Source organism: Burkholderia sp. BCC0398, assembly GCF_902833245.1.
Lineage (GTDB): Bacteria > Pseudomonadota > Gammaproteobacteria > Burkholderiales > Burkholderiaceae > Burkholderia > Burkholderia sola.
The window spans coordinates 236,908-252,841 of sequence record NZ_CADFEM010000012.1 but is presented as its reverse complement, the minus strand read 5'-3'; the positions used below and the strand labels follow the sequence as shown (position 1 = coordinate 252,841).

General features: G+C 69.2%; 20 protein-coding genes. 3 read left to right on the top strand and 17 right to left on the bottom strand.

All coding sequences use genetic code 11. The features are described 5' to 3' along the window. Positions 1-9: 9 nt before the first annotated feature. From fliO to HWX76_RS25850, 6 genes are all read right to left on the bottom strand, one after another. Entirely contained in the window at positions 10-585 is a 576-nt protein-coding gene (gene fliO / locus HWX76_RS25875) for a flagellar biosynthetic protein FliO (protein WP_176016546.1), read from the bottom strand. Then, positions 582-1,085, bottom strand: a complete 504-nt coding sequence (gene fliN / locus HWX76_RS25870; protein ID WP_050015742.1) for a flagellar motor switch protein FliN — start codon at positions 1,083-1,085, stop codon at positions 582-584. Before fliN ends, fliO begins: the two co-directional genes overlap by 4 nt. After that, a complete protein-coding gene (fliM, locus tag HWX76_RS25865; RefSeq protein ID WP_050015744.1) occupies positions 1,078-2,076 on the bottom strand; it encodes a flagellar motor switch protein FliM in 999 nt (332 codons plus the stop codon). Before fliM ends, fliN begins: the two co-directional genes overlap by 8 nt. Positions 2,077-2,098: 22 nt before the next feature. Next, entirely contained in the window at positions 2,099-2,599 is a 501-nt protein-coding gene (gene fliL, locus HWX76_RS25860) for a flagellar basal body-associated protein FliL (RefSeq protein ID WP_176016545.1), read from the bottom strand. Positions 2,600-2,845: 246 nt separating this feature from the next. After that, a complete protein-coding gene (locus HWX76_RS25855) occupies positions 2,846-3,568 on the bottom strand; it encodes an LrgB family protein (RefSeq protein WP_050015748.1) in 723 nt (240 codons plus the stop codon). Positions 3,569-3,581: 13 nt separating this feature from the next. Further along, the gene (locus HWX76_RS25850) at positions 3,582-4,055 is read right to left on the bottom strand and encodes a CidA/LrgA family protein (RefSeq protein ID WP_050015750.1); all 474 of its coding nucleotides are present in this window, start codon (positions 4,053-4,055) and stop codon (positions 3,582-3,584) included. Between the two features lie 142 nt (positions 4,056-4,197). Here HWX76_RS25850 and HWX76_RS25845 point away from each other — a divergent pair, with 142 nt between their 5' ends. Then, complete coding sequence (locus tag HWX76_RS25845; RefSeq protein WP_089488012.1) at positions 4,198-5,124, top strand: LysR family transcriptional regulator; 927 nt, start codon at positions 4,198-4,200, stop codon at positions 5,122-5,124. An 18-nt stretch (positions 5,125-5,142) separates the two neighbouring features. Here HWX76_RS25845 and HWX76_RS25840 read toward each other — a convergent pair whose 3' ends face one another. From HWX76_RS25840 to HWX76_RS25825, 4 genes are all read right to left on the bottom strand, one after another. Beyond that, positions 5,143-5,529, bottom strand: coding sequence for a type II toxin-antitoxin system VapC family toxin (locus HWX76_RS25840; protein WP_176016544.1), 387 nt, complete (start codon positions 5,527-5,529; stop codon positions 5,143-5,145). After that, a complete protein-coding gene (locus tag HWX76_RS25835) occupies positions 5,526-5,774 on the bottom strand; it encodes a type II toxin-antitoxin system prevent-host-death family antitoxin (RefSeq protein ID WP_089488013.1) in 249 nt (82 codons plus the stop codon). The genes HWX76_RS25840 and HWX76_RS25835 overlap by 4 nt, the downstream gene beginning before the upstream one ends. A 109-nt stretch (positions 5,775-5,883) precedes the next feature. Further along, complete coding sequence (locus HWX76_RS25830) at positions 5,884-7,440, bottom strand: DHA2 family efflux MFS transporter permease subunit (protein WP_050015755.1); 1,557 nt, start codon at positions 7,438-7,440, stop codon at positions 5,884-5,886. Between the two features lie 178 nt (positions 7,441-7,618). Further along, complete coding sequence (locus HWX76_RS25825) at positions 7,619-8,107, bottom strand: MarR family transcriptional regulator (protein ID WP_050015756.1); 489 nt, start codon at positions 8,105-8,107, stop codon at positions 7,619-7,621. A 175-nt stretch (positions 8,108-8,282) separates the two neighbouring features. On the opposite strand from HWX76_RS25825, the gene HWX76_RS25820 reads away from it, so the two are divergent. Then, the gene (locus HWX76_RS25820) at positions 8,283-8,567 is read left to right on the top strand and encodes a multidrug ABC transporter ATPase (RefSeq protein WP_089488069.1); all 285 of its coding nucleotides are present in this window, start codon (positions 8,283-8,285) and stop codon (positions 8,565-8,567) included. Between the two features lie 281 nt (positions 8,568-8,848). After that, the gene (locus HWX76_RS25815) at positions 8,849-10,414 is read left to right on the top strand and encodes an efflux transporter outer membrane subunit (protein WP_176016543.1); all 1,566 of its coding nucleotides are present in this window, start codon (positions 8,849-8,851) and stop codon (positions 10,412-10,414) included. 25 nt (positions 10,415-10,439) lie between these two features. On the opposite strand, the gene HWX76_RS25810 is transcribed toward HWX76_RS25815, so the two are convergent. From HWX76_RS25810 to HWX76_RS25780, 7 genes are read right to left on the bottom strand one after another with little or no spacing between them, the layout of a single operon-like run. Continuing rightward, complete coding sequence (locus tag HWX76_RS25810; RefSeq protein ID WP_089488070.1) at positions 10,440-11,228, bottom strand: type II secretion system protein N; 789 nt, start codon at positions 11,226-11,228, stop codon at positions 10,440-10,442. A 36-nt stretch (positions 11,229-11,264) separates the two neighbouring features. Then, positions 11,265-11,771, bottom strand: coding sequence for a type II secretion system protein M (locus HWX76_RS25805; protein ID WP_050015768.1), 507 nt, complete (start codon positions 11,769-11,771; stop codon positions 11,265-11,267). Next, the gene (gene gspL / locus HWX76_RS25800) at positions 11,768-13,141 is read right to left on the bottom strand and encodes a type II secretion system protein GspL (protein ID WP_176016542.1); all 1,374 of its coding nucleotides are present in this window, start codon (positions 13,139-13,141) and stop codon (positions 11,768-11,770) included. The genes HWX76_RS25805 and gspL overlap by 4 nt, the downstream gene beginning before the upstream one ends. 26 nt (positions 13,142-13,167) lie before the next feature. Next, entirely contained in the window at positions 13,168-14,277 is a 1,110-nt protein-coding gene (gene gspK, locus HWX76_RS25795; RefSeq protein ID WP_050016009.1) for a type II secretion system minor pseudopilin GspK, read from the bottom strand. A gap of 2 nt (positions 14,278-14,279) precedes the next feature. Further along, the gene (locus tag HWX76_RS25790) at positions 14,280-14,978 is read right to left on the bottom strand and encodes a prepilin-type N-terminal cleavage/methylation domain-containing protein (RefSeq protein ID WP_089488015.1); all 699 of its coding nucleotides are present in this window, start codon (positions 14,976-14,978) and stop codon (positions 14,280-14,282) included. After that, positions 14,956-15,357, bottom strand: coding sequence for a type II secretion system minor pseudopilin GspI (gene gspI / locus HWX76_RS25785; RefSeq protein ID WP_060733874.1), 402 nt, complete (start codon positions 15,355-15,357; stop codon positions 14,956-14,958). The genes HWX76_RS25790 and gspI overlap by 23 nt, the downstream gene beginning before the upstream one ends. 2 nt (positions 15,358-15,359) lie before the next feature. Further along, entirely contained in the window at positions 15,360-15,929 is a 570-nt protein-coding gene (locus HWX76_RS25780) for a GspH/FimT family pseudopilin (RefSeq protein ID WP_050015773.1), read from the bottom strand. Positions 15,930-15,934: the final 5 nt, after the last annotated feature.

Below are 15,934 nucleotides of genomic sequence, written 5' to 3'. Positions count from 1 at the left end.
GGCGCCATGTCAGCGGTCCTTGCCGCGACCGAGGCGTTTCGCGGCTTCGCCCGCGAGCGCGTCGCGAAACCGCGCGCCGAACGTGCCGGGCAGGGTGCCGTCGGACGGATTGCCGCTGGCGGCTGCGTCGGTCGAGGGCGACCCCGCCGTGGCGGCGGCCGCCACCGAACCGGCCGGCAGCGTATGCAGCAGGCGCACGTTGCCCGGCGCGACGCCGAGCACGAGCCAGGTGTCGCCGATCTCGACGATCGTCGCGCTTTCCTTCGCGCCGAGCCCGACGCTCGACACGACCTTCAGCGGGCCGCCGCGTCGCGCGGGCTGGAAGCCGAAGCGGCGCGCGAGCCATGCGCACGCGAATACGAGGCCGATCACGACCGCGAGCCCGACGAGCGTCTGCAGCACCGCGCCGATGCCGAGCGACGGCACGGCCGAGCCGACCGTCACGCTCGACGCGATCGAACCGGCGTGGTTGACCGCGTTCATGTCGGCGGCGCCGGCCGGCGCGCACGCGAGCGACGCGGCGGCGGCCAGCGCCGCCGCTGCGATCGCGCGGCACACGCGCCAGCCGGGCTTCACGACGTTCATCGATTCAGCTTCCGGATGCGTTCGGCGGGCGTGATGATGTCGGTGAGGCGAATACCGAACTTGTCGTTGACGACCACGACTTCGCCCTGTGCGATCAGGCAGCCGTTCACGAGCACGTCCATCGGCTCGCCGGCCATGCCGTCGAGCTCGACGACCGAGCCCTGCGCGAGCTGCAGCAGGTTGCGGATCGCGATCTTCGTGCGGCCGAGCTCCACCGTCATCTTGACCGGGATGTCGAGGATCATCTCGATGTCGTTGTGCGTCGAGCTCGCCGCGGCCTTCGACAGCGGCTGGAACACGCCGGCGCCCGTGGCGCCCACCTGCACCGGCTGCTCGTTCTGCTCGGCGAGCGCGGCCGCCCAGTCGTCGAGGCCCTGCTCTTCGTCGGCCGCGGCCGGCGCCTTCGCGTCGGCGGCCGATGCCGCGGCGGCCGACGCCGCGAGGGCCGCATCGGCCATCGCCTGCATGTCGTCGTCGGGCGTCTGGTTCAGCTCACTCATATCCACCTTCCTTCATCGAATCGCTCGCGCCGATCATCTTCTGCACGCGCAACGCATATTGACCATTGAAAATTCCGTAGCCGCATTCCATCACCGGCACGCCGTCGACCTTCGCGGTGATCGTGTCCTCGATCTCCAGCGGCAGCACGTCGCCCGCGCGCAGGTTCAGGATCTTCTCGAACGTCGCCGAGATCTCGGCGAGATTCGCGGTCAGCTCGACCTCGGCGGCCTGCACCTGCTGCGACAGCACGCGCACCCAGCGGCGGTCGACTTCGAGCGCCTCGCCCTGGATCGGCGAGCTGAGCACGTCGCGGATCGGCTCGACCATCGAGTACGGCATGCAGATGTGCAGCGTGCCGCCCGTCGGCCCGAACTCGATCGAGAACTGCGTGACGATCACGATCTCGTTCGGCGTCGCGACGTTCGCGAACTGCGTGTGCATCTCCGAGCGCACGAATTCGAACTGCAGCGGCCGCACGCTCTTCCACGCGGTCGTGTAGTGCTCGAACACGAGGTTCAGCAGCTTGCCGATGATCCGCTGCTCGGTGGCCGTGAAATCGCGGCCCTCGACGCGCGTGTGGAAGCGCCCGTCGCCGCCGAACAGGTTGTCGACGACGAAGAACACGAGGTTCGGGTCGAACACGAACAGCGACGTGCCGCGCAGCGGCTTCACGTGCACCAGGTTCAGGTTCGTCGGGATCGGCAGGTTGCGGGTGAATTCGCTGTACTTCTGCACCTTCACCTGGCTGACGGAGATTTCCGCCGTGCGCCGCATGAAGTTGAAGATGCCGATCCGCAGCAGGCGCGCGAAGCGGTCGTTGATGATCTCGAGGCCGGGCATCCGGCCGCGGACGATCCGCTCCTGCGTCGCGATGTTGTAGGGGCGGACGCCCGATGTGTCGCGCTGCTCGTCGACCGAATCGGTTTCGCCCGTGACGCCCTTGAGGAGGGCATCGACCTCCTCCTGGGACATGAACTCCTGGTGACCCATACGCGCTCCTTTTGCGGCCGCGTTACTGGACGACGAACTCGGTGAACAGCACGTCGTCGACCTTCGCGCGCTGGTTGCCCGGCTGGGTCGGCTGCTCGATCAGCTCCCGCAGCTCCTTCGCGAGCGAACGTTTGCCGTCCGGCGTCGCGAGCTCCTCGGGATGCTTGTTCGACAGCGCGAGCAGGATCCGGCTGCGGATTTCCGGCATCCGCGCGGTCAGTTGCTCCTGCGCCTTCGGGTCGGTGAGCTTCAGCGACAGGCCGGCGCGCAGGTAGTGCTGCGCGCCGTCGTCGGACTGCAGGTTCACGGTCAGCGGGTCGAGCGCGAAGAACACCGGCGCGGCAAGCGGCGCCGGCTCGGCGGGCGCGCTCGGATGGCCGACGCCTGCCTTGCCCAGGAACACGTACATGCCGCCGGCGGCGGCGGCAGCCGCGCCCAGCGCGATGACGGCGATGAGCGCGATGCGCTTGAACTTGCCGGAGGAAGCCGGCTTGTCGGCGGTCGGGGTTGCAGTCGTGGCCATGTGAATGCGTGCGTGATGTCTCGTAGCATGCATTGTTCGGCATCCGGGCCGAGGCCGATGGGCGGAAAAGAGGGGGGAATTGCGGCTATCTCAGCCGATTGTCGGCCGGATGTCGGCGCGATGCGGGGCAGGAACGGCGGGGGGAAACGATCGGGCGGGAGCGGGACGGCGTGCGCCCGGCGGGAACCGGGCTTTCGGGCAAGGAGTGCGGCCGGCGGGCAGCGGTGCCCGCCCGCGCATCCATCGTCAGATCGGCAGCAGCGACAGCAGCGGCGCGATCAGCACCATCGCGACACCCGCGATCATCATCGTCAGGCTCGACACGACGCCTTCCTCGCTGCCGATCTCGCGCGCCTTCGCGGTGCCCACCCCGTGAGCGGCCGCGCCGAACAGCGCGCCGCGCGCGAGCCGCGTGCGCATCGGCACGAGCGCGAGCACCAGTTCGCCGAGCAGCATCCCGCAGATGCCGGTCGCGATCACGAACAGGGCCGTGAGGTCCTTTGGCGCGTGGATCTTGTCCGACACGGCGAGCGCGAACGGCGTCGACACCGAGCGCGTCATCAGCGAGCGTTGCAGCTCGGGCGACAGGTGCAGCAGCTTCGCGAGCAGCAGCGATCCGCACACGCCCGCGCCGATTCCGACCGCGACGCCGACCGACAGCGACAGCCAGTGGCGGCGGATCAGGTCGCGATAGTCGTAGATCGGCACCGCGAACGCGATCGTCGCCGGGCCGAGCAGCCACATCAGCCAGCGCGTGTCGCGGAAATAGACCGAATACGGGATGCCGGTCAGCAGCACGAGCAGCACCAGCACGCCCGGCACGAACACGAGCGGCGAAAACAGCAGCGTCTTCTTGTACGCATAGAGGCGCTTCGACGCGAAATACAGCACGATCGTCAGCACAAAGCAGCCGACGGAGATGGCGGTATTCACCCGGTCGGCGGGCAGGTTCGATAGCGCGGCGAGCATGGAAGGCTCCGGCTCAGTGCGCGATGGCGCTCAGGCGCGCGCGGCGGCGTTCGGCGAACACGCGCTGCACGGCGAGCCGGCGTTCGAGCTTCGCGGCGAGATCGACGGCGACGGCCACCGCGACCATCACGAACGCGGTGCCGGCGAGCATCACCAGCGCGATGCGCCAGCCGTCCTCGCGGAACAGCCCGCCGTACTGCACGGCCGCGACGGCGGCCGGCACGAAGAACAGCAGCATGTCGGACAGCAGCCAGTTCGCGCCGTCCTTCACCCACGCCGGTGCGACGCGGCCCGAGAACAGCAGCACGAGCAGCACCGCGAGGCCGATCACACCGGACGGAATCGGCAGCCCGACCTTGCGCACGGCCCAGTCGACCGCCATCCACAACACGCCGAGCGCGGTGGCCTGCAGCACGATCCGGCCCGTGTGCGCGAGGCTGCCCGAAGCGGCGGGGCGGGCGGCGGCAGTGGCGGTCGGCTTGTTCATGGCGGGCTCCCTACAGATGTTTCTGTCAATGGAGCAAGTATAGGGTTTCCCCTAACCATAAATAAAATGACTTGTCTCTATCCTTGTCATTCCAATTCGGAATTCGCTTTGAATTCAGCTGCACCAATCTGGGGAGTGATCGATGGAATTGCGCGCGCTGCGGTACTTCGTCGAGGTGGTTCGCCAGCAGAGCTTCACCGCGGCGGCCGACAAGCTGTTCGTCACGCAGCCGACCATCAGCAAGATGGTGAAGGCGCTGGAAGACGAGATCGGTTCGCCGCTGCTGCTGCGCGACGGCCGGCAGATGGTGCTGACCGACGCCGGGCGGATCGTGTTCCAGCGCGGCCAGGATGTGCTCGCCGCGCAGGCGCAGCTGCAGTCGGAACTGAACGATCTCGGCACGCTCGGACGCGGCGAGCTGACGATCGGCATCCCGCCGCTCGGCGGTTCGCTGTTCACGCCGATCATCGCCGCGTACAAGCAGCGCTACCCGAACATCGAGCTGAAGCTGTTCGAGCAGGGCGCGCGGATGATCGAGGCGGCGCTGATGTCGGGCGAGCTGGAACTCGGCGGGCTGCTGGAGCCGGTCGATCCCGGCACGTTCGAGCGACTGCCGATGGTGCGCGCGCCGCTGTGGCTCGTCGCGCCCCGCGAGTCGCGCTGGGAGGACCACGCGGCCGTGCCGCTCGCCGATCTCGCGCGGGAATCGTTCGTGTTCTATGCGGAAAGCCTCGCGCTGCACGACGCGGTGCTGGATGCGTGCCGGCAAGCCGGTTTCACGCCGTCGATCGTGAGCCGCAGCGGCCACTGGGATTTCATGGCCGCGCTCGTGCATGCGGGCGTCGGCATCGCGCTGCTGCCCGAGCCGTATTGCCGGCGGCTCGACGCGAGCCAGTTCACGTGCCGGCCGATCGTCGAGCCGGAAATCACGTGGGCGATCGCGCTCGGCTGGCTGAAGAAGGGCTACCTGTCGCACGCGGCGCGCGCGTGGCTCGACGTCGCGCGGGCGACGCTGCCGCTCGCGCCGGCCGACGATCTGGCGTTTGGAGGATTGCGGGCGCGGGAGTGAGGCCGATGCCCGACGCAATCAGACGTGTGTGATCGGGCCCGGATAGCGCGCGACGGTTTGGTCGTGCGTGAGCAGCGTGACGCCCTCCGAGATCGCCTGGGCGACCAGAAGACGGTCAAACGGATCGCGATGGATCGACGGCAGTTGTTCGACCGCGAGTGCATGCGCGCTCGTGATCGGCAATTCCACGTAGCCGGCATCAAGAAGATTGCGGCGGAGCACGTTTGGGTCCACCTGGAAATCGTCGCGATCCAATCCACGCCTGATGACGATCTCCCAGAGGCTCGCAACGCTGAAAAGCGGTGTATAGGCGGGATCGTTGATCAGTGTGCTGGCGCGGGCGGGCAGCTCGGCTGCACCGGCTGCCGCCCACAGAAGCAAGTGTGTGTCGAGCAGCAACTTCATGCGTCACCCTCGAACAGCTTGCCGATTTCGTCGCCGCCCATTGTGTCGAAATCGTCCGGGACGCGGATCTGCCCCTTCATGAAACCGATCCGGCTCGGCCGGACCGGCTCCGGCGCATTGATCGGAACCACCTTGACGAGCGGCTTGCCGGCTTTTGCGATTACGAACGGTTCGCCGGCATGCACGGCTTCGTCGATCAGACGCGACAGATTCGTTTTTGCGTCATGCATGTTATAGGTATGCATCACGTCCCCCAATTGAACTAAGTTCACTGAAATTATTAGCTTAGTTCAATCCGACAATCCACGCAAGGCGAGCACGTAGCCCGAAAGTACCGTCTCCAGTCCTGCGCCCTCAATGCCCCATCGCCGGCCCCGCGCCCTTCTTCGGCTTCGTGATCCACACGAGCGCCGCGAGCGCGATGAACATCACCGCCGACAGGTGGAAGAAGTCGTTGGTCGCCATCATGAAGCCCTGCTGCGTGACGAGCTGGTTCAGCTGCGCATTGGCCGTCTGCCCGACGATGCCGAGCTGTGCGAGCGCGCCCTGGTAGTCGGTCGTGTTCTGCGCGTAGACGCTCACCGATTCCGACAGCCGCGCATGATGGTAGATCGCGTCGTTCTCCCAGAACGTCGAGCTGGCCGCGGTGCCGATCGCGCCGGACAGCGTGCGCAGGAAGTTCGACAGCCCCGACGCGCTCGCGAGCCGCTCGTCGGAGATGCTCGACAGCGTGATCGTCGTCATCGGCACGAAGAAGCACGCGACGCCGATGCCCTGCACGAGCCGCGGCAGGATCACGTGGTTGAACGGCACGTCGAGCGTAAACGTCGCGTTCCACAGCGACACGCCCGCGAACACGATGAACGCGAAGCTCGCGACCATCCGCAGGTCGAGCCGGTGCATGTTGCGCCCGATCAACGGCGACAGCACGAGCGCGAGCAGCCCGACCGGCGCGGTCGCGAGGCCGGCCTTGCCGGCCGTGTAGCCCATCACCGTCTGCAGCCACAGCGGGAAGATCACGACCGAGCCGAAAAACGCCATGAAGCCGAACGAGATGATCAGCGCGCCGAGCGCGAAGTTGCGGTCCTTGAAGAGCGTGAGGTCGACCACCGGCTCCTTCTCGGTCGCCTCCCACACGAGCATGAACGCGAGCGACACGACCGCGATCAGCGCGAGCGCGACGATGAACGACGAGTTGAACCAGTCGCGGTCCTTGCCGAGGTCGAGCATCATCTGCAGGCACGACACGCCGATCACGAGCAGCGCGAGGCCGATCGCGTCGATCCGCTGCTTCGACGTCTTCGTCTCGCGGCCGCGCAGCAGGAAGTACGCGCAGGTCGCCGAGAACACGCCGATCGGCAGGTTGATGTAGAAGATCCACGGCCACGTGTAGTTGTCGCTGATCCAGCCGCCCAGCAACGGGCCGAAGATCGGCGCGACGATCACCGTCATCGCCCATAGCCCGAGCGCGAGCCCGCGTTTCGCGGGCGGGTAGCTGCGCATCAGGATCGTTTGCGACAGCGGCACCATCGGCCCCGACACGAGGCCCTGCAGCAGCCGGAACGCGATCAGCGTCTCGAAGTTGGTCGCGAGGCCGCACAGCGCGGACGCAATCGTGAACGCGAGCACCGACAGCGTGAACAGCCGCACCTCGCCGACCCGCCGCGCGAGCCAGCCGGTCAGCGGCACCGCGATCGCGGATGCGACCGAGTACGACGAAATCACCCACGTGCCTTCGCTCGTCGCGACGCCGAGGCTGCCCGAGATGGTCGGCACCGCGACGTTCGCGATCGACGTGTCGAGCACTTCCATGAAGGTGCCGAGCGCGAGCCCGACGGTCAGCAGCGCGAGCGCGCCGCCGGTCAGCGGCGCCGGTTCGGCGGCGGGGGCGGATGCCGTGGTGGCGGACATCGGGATCTCCTAGACGCGGCGCGCGCAACGCGCCGGCGCAACGCACGGGCGCGCGACGCAGCGCGGCCCGGCCGGGTGGAATGAAAAAGGGGAAAAGCGGAGCGCGTGCCTCGTCATCTTCTGCCCAGACAGAGAAATAAGCGACTGTTTAAACCTGGACATGGGGTCTCCGCACGCATCAGCAGTCGGGTTCGTCGGGCGTCGGGCAGCCGGTCGAACCGGGCCCGTTGGCGATGAAGCGTTGCAGCAGGCCGATGAGCGTCGCGAGTTCGTCGGCCGAGAAGCCTTCGAGCTGCGCGTTCAGCACGGTCGCGACCAGCGACGGCAGCGCGCGGGCGGCTTCGATGCCGCGCTCGGTCAGCGTCAGCTCGATCATCCGGCGGTCCTGCTCGCTGCGCGCACGCGCGATCAGCCCCTTGCGTTCGAGCCGATCGAGCATGCGCGTCATCGACCCGCTGTCGTACGACATCTTGCGCGACAGCTCGAACGGCGTACGCGCGTAGCCGCGCGACAGCAGCAGGATCACGCCGATCTGCTGCGCGGTGAGGTCGAGCGGCTCGAGCGCGCGATCCATCCGCTCGACGAGCGCCTGCTTCGCCTTCGACAGGTAATAGCCGAGGCTCGTTTCCAGCGCGATGTTCTCGGGATCGTAGAGGCCGCCGGTCATACGATTGCGCGCGCAGCAATAGTGCGTTTCGGGTTTGAACGCGCCCAGTATCTTGAAAAATGATTGCTTAGTCAATATTATTTGAGTCAACCAGTTACGACGTGCATGTTGCACTGCCGGAGACGATGTTCTGACCGATTGGCCCGCGCTGCCGGGCACCCCGAGGATGTTCGCGATGCTGTTCCTGAAAAATGCCGCCGGCGCGCTGCGCCGCAACCTGACCGATACCGCTCATCATGTGTTCTCCGGGCCGCACCGCGGCTGGAAGATCGCGCTGTACGTGACGATGCTGGTCGTGCCTGGCGGCTCGCTCGCGGCGCTCGGGTTCGCATGGTTCGATCATCGCCGGCAGCGCAACGCGAAGGGCGGCGCCCGCCGCACGAGCCAGCCGGCCGCAACCGAGCCGTCGACATGGCGGGCCGCCGCCGAGCCCGTCCCGGTGCCCGCGCGCTGCCACTGACGTCGCAGCGCTCTCACGCTCCACACTATCCCGCCTGATCGCCGGCCGCGTCACGCGTGACCGGCGTCGTATGCCCGGTCGCACGTCCGTTTTCCCGCAAGCGAGCCGTAATGGCCGGTAAACCGGCCGGCCGCGCCGGTAACACATCCGGGCCGCCGTGCACCGTACCCTTAGGGCTGCGCAGCTTTCCCGCCGTCAGTTACCATTTGTCCGCCAGCGGCACGACGACCGCATCGCGCGACGCCGCTCGCCGGCCGTCACGCCCAGACAGGAAAACCACCATGCCGTACGCCCCCCTCCCGCGCGCCGTTCGCCCGCTGAGCGCCGCCGTCGCCATTGCGACGGCCGTGCTGCTCGCCGGCTGCGCCGTCGGGCCCGACTATCACCGGCCCGACACGTCGATCCCCGCCGCCTTCAAGGAAGCGCCGGCCGGCTGGAAAGTCGCGCAGCCCGCCGATCGTGCCGACCGCGGCGCCTGGTGGACGGTCTACAACGATCGGCAGCTCGATGCGCTGATCGGCAAGCTCAACGCGTCGAACCAGACCATCGCGCAATCGGCGGCCGCCTACCGGCAGGCGCGCGCGCTCGTCACCGAGGCGCGCGCCGCGTATTTCCCGACCGTCGGGCTGACTGCATCGGGCTCGCGCGCGCGGTCGCCGCGCACGTCGCTGTCGTCGGGTTCGTCGTCGAATTTCGGCAGCGGGTCGACCGGGTCGATCAACAACAGCTACAGCGTCGGCCTCGACGCCAGTTGGGAACCCGACCTGTGGGGCAAGGTGAGCCGCACCGTCAGCGCGCAGCGCGCCGGCGAAGCGGCCGCCGCGGCCGATCTCGCGAACGCGCGGCTGTCGCAGCAGGCGCTGCTCGCGCAGACCTATTTCCAGTTGCGCACGTCCGATGCGCTGCAACAGCTGCTCGACGACACCGTGAAGTCGTACGAACGCTCGCTGCAGCTCACGCAGAACCAGTACGCGCAGGGCGTCGCCGCGCGCGCGGACGTGATCCAGGCGCAGACGCAACTGCAGAGCGCGCAGGCCGCGCAGATCGACAACGGCGTCGCCCGCGCGCAGTACGAGCATGCGATCGCGACGCTGATCGGCGAGCCCGCGTCGACCTTCTCGCTGCCGCCGACCCCGCTCGCGGCCGAGCCGCCGATCACGCCGGTCGACGTGCCGTCCACGATCCTCGAGCGCCGGCCCGACGTCGCGGCGGCCGAGCGCCGCGCGGCGGCCGCGAACGAGCAGATCGGCGTCGCGATCGCCGCGTTCTTCCCCACGCTGACGCTGTCGGCCACCGGCGGCTTCCAGAGCTCGGTGTGGTCGCAGCTGTTCACGCTGCCGGCGCGCTTCTGGACGGTCGGCCCGCAGCTCGCGGCCACGCTGTTCGACGCGGGGCTGCGCGCCGCGCAGACCGACGCCGCGCGCGCGACCTACGACCAGGACGTCGCCGCCTATCGCCTCGCGGTGCTGACCGCGTTTCAGGACGTCGAGGACAACCTTGCGTCGCAACGGATCCTCGCGCAGGAAATCGACGTGCAGCGGCAGGCCGTCGACAGCGCCGAGCACGCGCTCGCGATCGTCACGAACCAGTACAAGGCGGGCACGGTCGCGTATCTGAACGTACTGAACGCGCAAACCACCGCGTTCACCGCGCAGCAGAAGCTCGCGACGATCGCCGGGCAGCGGATGGTGTCGTCGGTCGGGCTCGTGAAGGCGCTCGGCGGCGGCTGGGACGTGTCGGAACTGGCGCGCGAGAACGGCGACATGGCGGCGCCGGTGCCGGCGTCCGGTGCGGCCGCGCCCGCGGCTACCGCACGGTCGGTCGCTGCGCCGCTCGCGCAGAAGTAGGCAGGGAAGCGGGCGACGCGCGCAATCAGCGCTGCGCGTCGCCGAAGATCAGCGAAACCTGGTTGTTGCCGATCGGGTGGCCGAGCAGATTCAGCAGCCCGGCGAGGTTCGCCTGCTGCTCGGGCGCCGCATGCGCGGTCCCGCGAAACGATCCCTGGCCGGGGCCGAAGCTGCCGTGCCCGTCGAGAAACAGCGGGCCCTGCGTCGTCGACAGGTCGAGATCGGCGCCCGCGCCCTTCGCCTGCAATACCGCGCGGTACGAACCGAGCGGCTTCACGCGCGACACGCGCGAACTCATCGAATCGATCGTCACCGTCAACTGGCCGAACGCGTTGTTGCCGATGAGCCGCCAGTCGCTCCAGCCGAGCCGCACGTCGCCCTGCAGGTCGAGCGTGTTGAACGGCGTGCCGAGCCCCGCGAGCAGCGACGCGGGCACCGCCATCGTGCCCGACGACAGCACCGCGCCGCGCCACGTCGCATCGAGCGTGACCGCATCGGGCATCGCTTCCGTCTGCCGCAGGCGCATCTGCACGCGCCCGGTCAGCAGCGGCCAGAAGCGCGTGGTCCATTCGACCCGTCCCGGCAGCAGCGTCGCCGCGCTCTGGTCGGCGCCCGGCGCGAGCATCAGCGTGCCCGAGCCGTGCCACAGCGACCCGTCCGGATCGACGAGATTCACGTGACCGCCGGTCGCCCGCGCGAACTGCGGCGCGATCCACGCGGCCGGCGCGAGCGCGACGAGCGTCACCGCCGTCGCCACGCCGCCCGCCAGCACCCATGGCAACACGGCGACGAGCCGTCTCACCCACGGCCGCATCGGCCGGCCTTCGTTTGCGTCATCCACTGCGGTCATCTATTTCTGGACGGAAGGCTGCATCACGGCCGTCAGGTCCACCTGGCCGTCTTCCTTCAGCGCCGTGGCATGCGCTTCGCCGACCTGCACCTTGAACTGCCGGCGCGCATCGTCGAGCCACTGGGTCCATGCCGGGAACGACACGTTCTTCATCTGGATCTGCACGCCATTGCCGACGATCTGCACCTGCGCGCCCTGCAGCCCGTGATCGGACAGCGACGCGGTCAGCGCATCCTTGAGCGCGAGGCCGGTCGGCGCGACGCCCTGCGCGGCAGCCGACAGCGATTTCGCCTCGTTCGCCTGCGCGGTCATCTGCGCGAGTTCGTGACGCATCGTCGGCAGCGCGCGCTGGATTCGCGCACGGCCTTCCTGCGCGGGCGACCACAGCACCGAATACGCGATCGCGACGGCCAGCACGGCGCCGCCCCAGCCGAGCAGCATCTTCTCGCGCGGCGAGCGCTCGCCCCAGAACTGGGCCAGCGTCTGGTTCAGTTGTTCGGTTTTCATGAGCGGCTCCGGATCGTCCATTTGCCCGTGTTGCTGTCGACTTCGCCGGACAGTCCGTTACGCGCGAGGCGCTGCGTGAAATCGGGATCGACCTTGACCTCCGGCTTGAAGCCGACGTCGAGCCGCCGGTCGTGATAGTCGAGCGACGCGATGCCATTCAGCGGCAGCGCACCCATCGAGCGCGCCAGGCCGCTCGACAGCGCGAGGAAATCATTCGGCGACAGCTCGCCGGCAGCCAGCCGAAGCTGGTCGAGCTGGCGTTGCATCTGCGCGGGCGGGTCGAGCACGGTGGTCGTCTTCGGAAAGGCAGACAGCAGCGTCTCGGTGATCTGCGCGGACAGCGCATCGCGCTCGCGCGACAGCTTCCACCAGTGCACGTTCATCCCGATCACCGCGACGCCGAGCGTCGCCGCGGCGAGCGCGATCGGCACGCGCAGGCGCTTGAGCGTCGCGCGGTCGAAGCGCCACGGCTGCGATTCGAACTCGAATTGGCACAGATCGAATTTCTCGGTCAGCGCCCGGCGCGCGAACGTATCGAACGACAGCGGCGCGGCGCCCGGCAGCAGCGGCGCGTCCGTGCGGCCGACCGACGCGAGCCGCGGCTCCGCGCCCGGCTCACCGAGTTCGTACAGCTCGATGTCGCCGCCGCCCGCGAGCGCGGCCAGCGTGCCGGCGGCGCGCGACGCGGGCGCCGCGAAGCCTTCGCCGAGCGCACCGCGCGCGACCGCCAGCTCGAGGCGCGGCGCACCGGCCGCGGCCGGCAGCGCGCCGGCTTCGACGAGCACCGGCTCGACCGCCGTCGCGAGCCCGAGCACCGCGGCGACCGTCGCCGGGCGGGCAGCCGGCTCGGCGACGTCCGCGACGAGCGCGGCGGCGTCGGCGGTCTCGCCGTCGGCCGGCACGGCGGATGCGGCGTCGGCCGACGCGCGCGGCGCCGGCAGGCAGCGGGTCGCGGGCACCGCGCTCAGGTGCCGGTGGCCGGCCGCGGTAAACGCGTCGCAGATCGTGCGGAACCACGCGCGATCGACGACAGCCAGCACGCGGCGCCCGTCGGGCAGCGGGGCCGGATCGAGCGCGATATGGCAGCCGAGCGGATCCTGGATCAGCTGATCCTCGACGATGTTGGGCAGCGCCTGGCGCAGCTTCGGCCCCTTCAGCGGCGGCACGGTCGCGGCCAGCAGCAGCACGTCGCGCGCGGCGACGATCAGCACCGTCGCGTTCGCGCGCGGCAGCAATGCGAGCGCGGCGCGGCCCGCGCGCTGCACGTGGCCGGCCTTGTCGACGAGCGTGAACGGCAGCTCGGGCCACTGCCATTCCTGCAACGGCACGGCAGGCTCGCGCGGCGGCAAAGAAACAATCAACGTGCTCACAAGAGCTCCTCTCCCGATTGGCGTCGTTATAGCTGGTCGCGGATGCGCACGACCCGCGTCGAGTGCGTGGTCGGATCACGATACACGAGCGAGGTGCGATCGACCTCCGCGCGTTCGTGCTGGATCCGGCCATGCACGATGAAATAGCTCGAATTGACGTCGACGAGGCTCGAGTCGATCGTCACGTTCGGCGGCGCGCCGGCGCCGCGCAGCGCGAGCTGCACGTCGCCGACGTTGCGGAAAAACACCGTCTCGCGGCGCGCCACGAGCGCCTGCGCGGACGACACGCTCATCCCCGGTATCAGCGCGGCGATCACTTCGGCCGGCGCGGTGTTCATGTTCACGGGCGTCGTGGTCGGCAGCACGGTGACGAACGGGCGCAGCCGCGCGACCATCTCCGGCGTCACGCCGTCGACGTCGAGCAGGCTGTCGACGCGCGTCATCATCAGCGGCGCGGGCCCGCGGTCGCCGCCGGCCATCCCCGGATCGTCGGTGAAGCCGCTGCCCTGCATGTCGCCGCTCGTCACCGGTGCGGTCGCGGCGGTCGCGGCGGTCCCGCCGCCGCCGGGCAGGTTCGGCATCTGGAACCGCGTGGCCGAATGCAGCAGCCCCGCACGCACCTGCAGCGCGATGCGCTTCGCGAATGCGCTGTCGTAGCCGAGCGTCGTCAGCAGGCGCTGGAACGCCTGCATCTGCGTGACGTTCAGCTGCAGCACGCCGGGCGCCGGCGACGACACGAGGTTGCGCAGGTTGAACTTCGCCTGCGCATCCTCGATCGAGCCGGACAGATAGGTGTCTTCGGCGTCCGTGTCGTTGGGCGCGCCGATGCGGCCGAGGAAATCCGACAGCTTCGTCTTCGCGATCGGCACGCCCCAGATCCCGCCGAGATACGTGATGCCGGGCGCCGTATCGCCTTCGGAGCGCAGGATCATCCGCGTCCAGTCGAGCGCGCCGCGCGCGACCCACTGTGCCTGCGCGATTACCCGCTGGTTCTCGATGCGGCGAATCTGCACCTGCTGGCGCCACAGCATCCCCGACACGAGGATCGCCGACAGCGCGACCACGAGCAGCGCGGTGATGATCGCGGCGCCGCGCTGGCGGCGGGCCCGGATTCGACGGGAAGGGCGCGCACGCATCGTCATTCCCCGACGAGGAAGATGCGCGTGACCGGCACGCGCAGCGACGTCGCGCCGATGCTGACCTGCAGCCCGGTCACCGCGCGCGCCGGCGGCGCGTTGCCGATCTGCGGCACCTTCAGCGCGTCGTTGTTCTGTGCGAGCGCTTCGTCGGCCGTCTGCAGGTTGGTGGTCCAGCCCACGCGCGGCACGTACAGCTTCGCGTCGATCGCGCCGACGCCGCCCATCAGCGCGACCCAGCTCCAGCCGTCGACGCTGCTGTCCTTCAGCAGGGTGCGCAGCCGGTTCGTGTCGTCGATCGGCGGCGATGCATAGCGCACGACGCGCCCGCCGGCGATCCGGTAGCGGACCACCTGCAGCCGCGGCGCGACGCCCGGCACGTCGAGTTCGCGCACGATCTGCAGCGTATTGCCGGCGACGCCGATCGCCGGCTGGCCGGCCTCGTCGTCGGTCGCGGCGAGCCGCGCGTCGATGCGCATCTGGTCGAACATCTGCGCGAACACGCGCTCGTCTTCCATCGCGGCCGCGACCTTGTCGCGACCGCGCATGATCTGGTCGAGCCCGCGCCATGCGAGGATCGCGACCACCGCGAGAATCGCGATCGCGATCATCAGCTCGATCAGCGTGAAGCCGCGGGCGAGGCGGGCGGCACGGGTGGACGGGCGTCGCATCGGCGCGTCAGAGCGGACGGCTGGTTTCATTCGCGACCACCGTCACCATCTGCGCGAGCACGCCGGCACGGCCGGGCGTACTCACCGAAATCCGCACGCGCCGGAACACCGGGTTCGGCGTGGTGCTCACGCGCTGCGTGCAGACGAGCTGCACGTTGCCTTGCGAGCAGTCGAAGCTCTGCTCCCCGACTTCCGGCCACGCATGCGTGAGCCGCAGCTGCGCAAGCGCGTTGTCGGCGCTCCAGCCGGCGAGCAGCCGGCGATGCAGGTCGGACGCGTTGCTCGCCATCGTGCCGACCGCGCGGATCGACGCGGCGAGCGCGACCGCGATGATCGCGAGCGCGACCAGCACCTCGATCATCGTGAAGCCGCGGGCGGAGGAAACGGGGAAGGGCAGGCGACGACGCATCGTCATTGCACCTCGTAGCGACCGTTGCCGGTGCCGACGATCGTCGCGCTGCCGGCGGCCGAATGCAGCGTCACGCGCACCGGCGTGTCGATGCTCTCGGTGCCGAACACGACGCGGTTCGCGCGCGTGTCCGACCCCGGGTAATCGATGTCCGCGCCGGTGACGCCGCCGTCCCAGTCGCGCGGGCGCAGCAGGTCGTCGCGCAGCGTGCGCCAGCCGTCGGGCGAGCTCACGTCGAACTGGAAACCGTGCGCGGTTGGTTGCCACGCGATCGGCCGCGCGCGCACCTGCGCTTCGTCGCCGGCCGTCTCGAACAGCAGCGCGATCCGCTGCGCTTCCTCGCGCAGGTCGGTGCGCGGATTGCGCGTCAACGACAGCGACGCGAGCGACACGAGCAACCCGGCGATCACGAGCACGACCAGCATTTCGAGCAGCGTGAAGCCGCGCCCGCGACGGCGCGCCGCGCGGGGCTTCATCAAGCCGCCATCGGCACCTGCCGGTACGGACGGCACCGCACCGCGACGCACGCGGCAATCGCGGCCGCAGCGGGAGGTCGTGCGAATGGCGAGCATGAAGA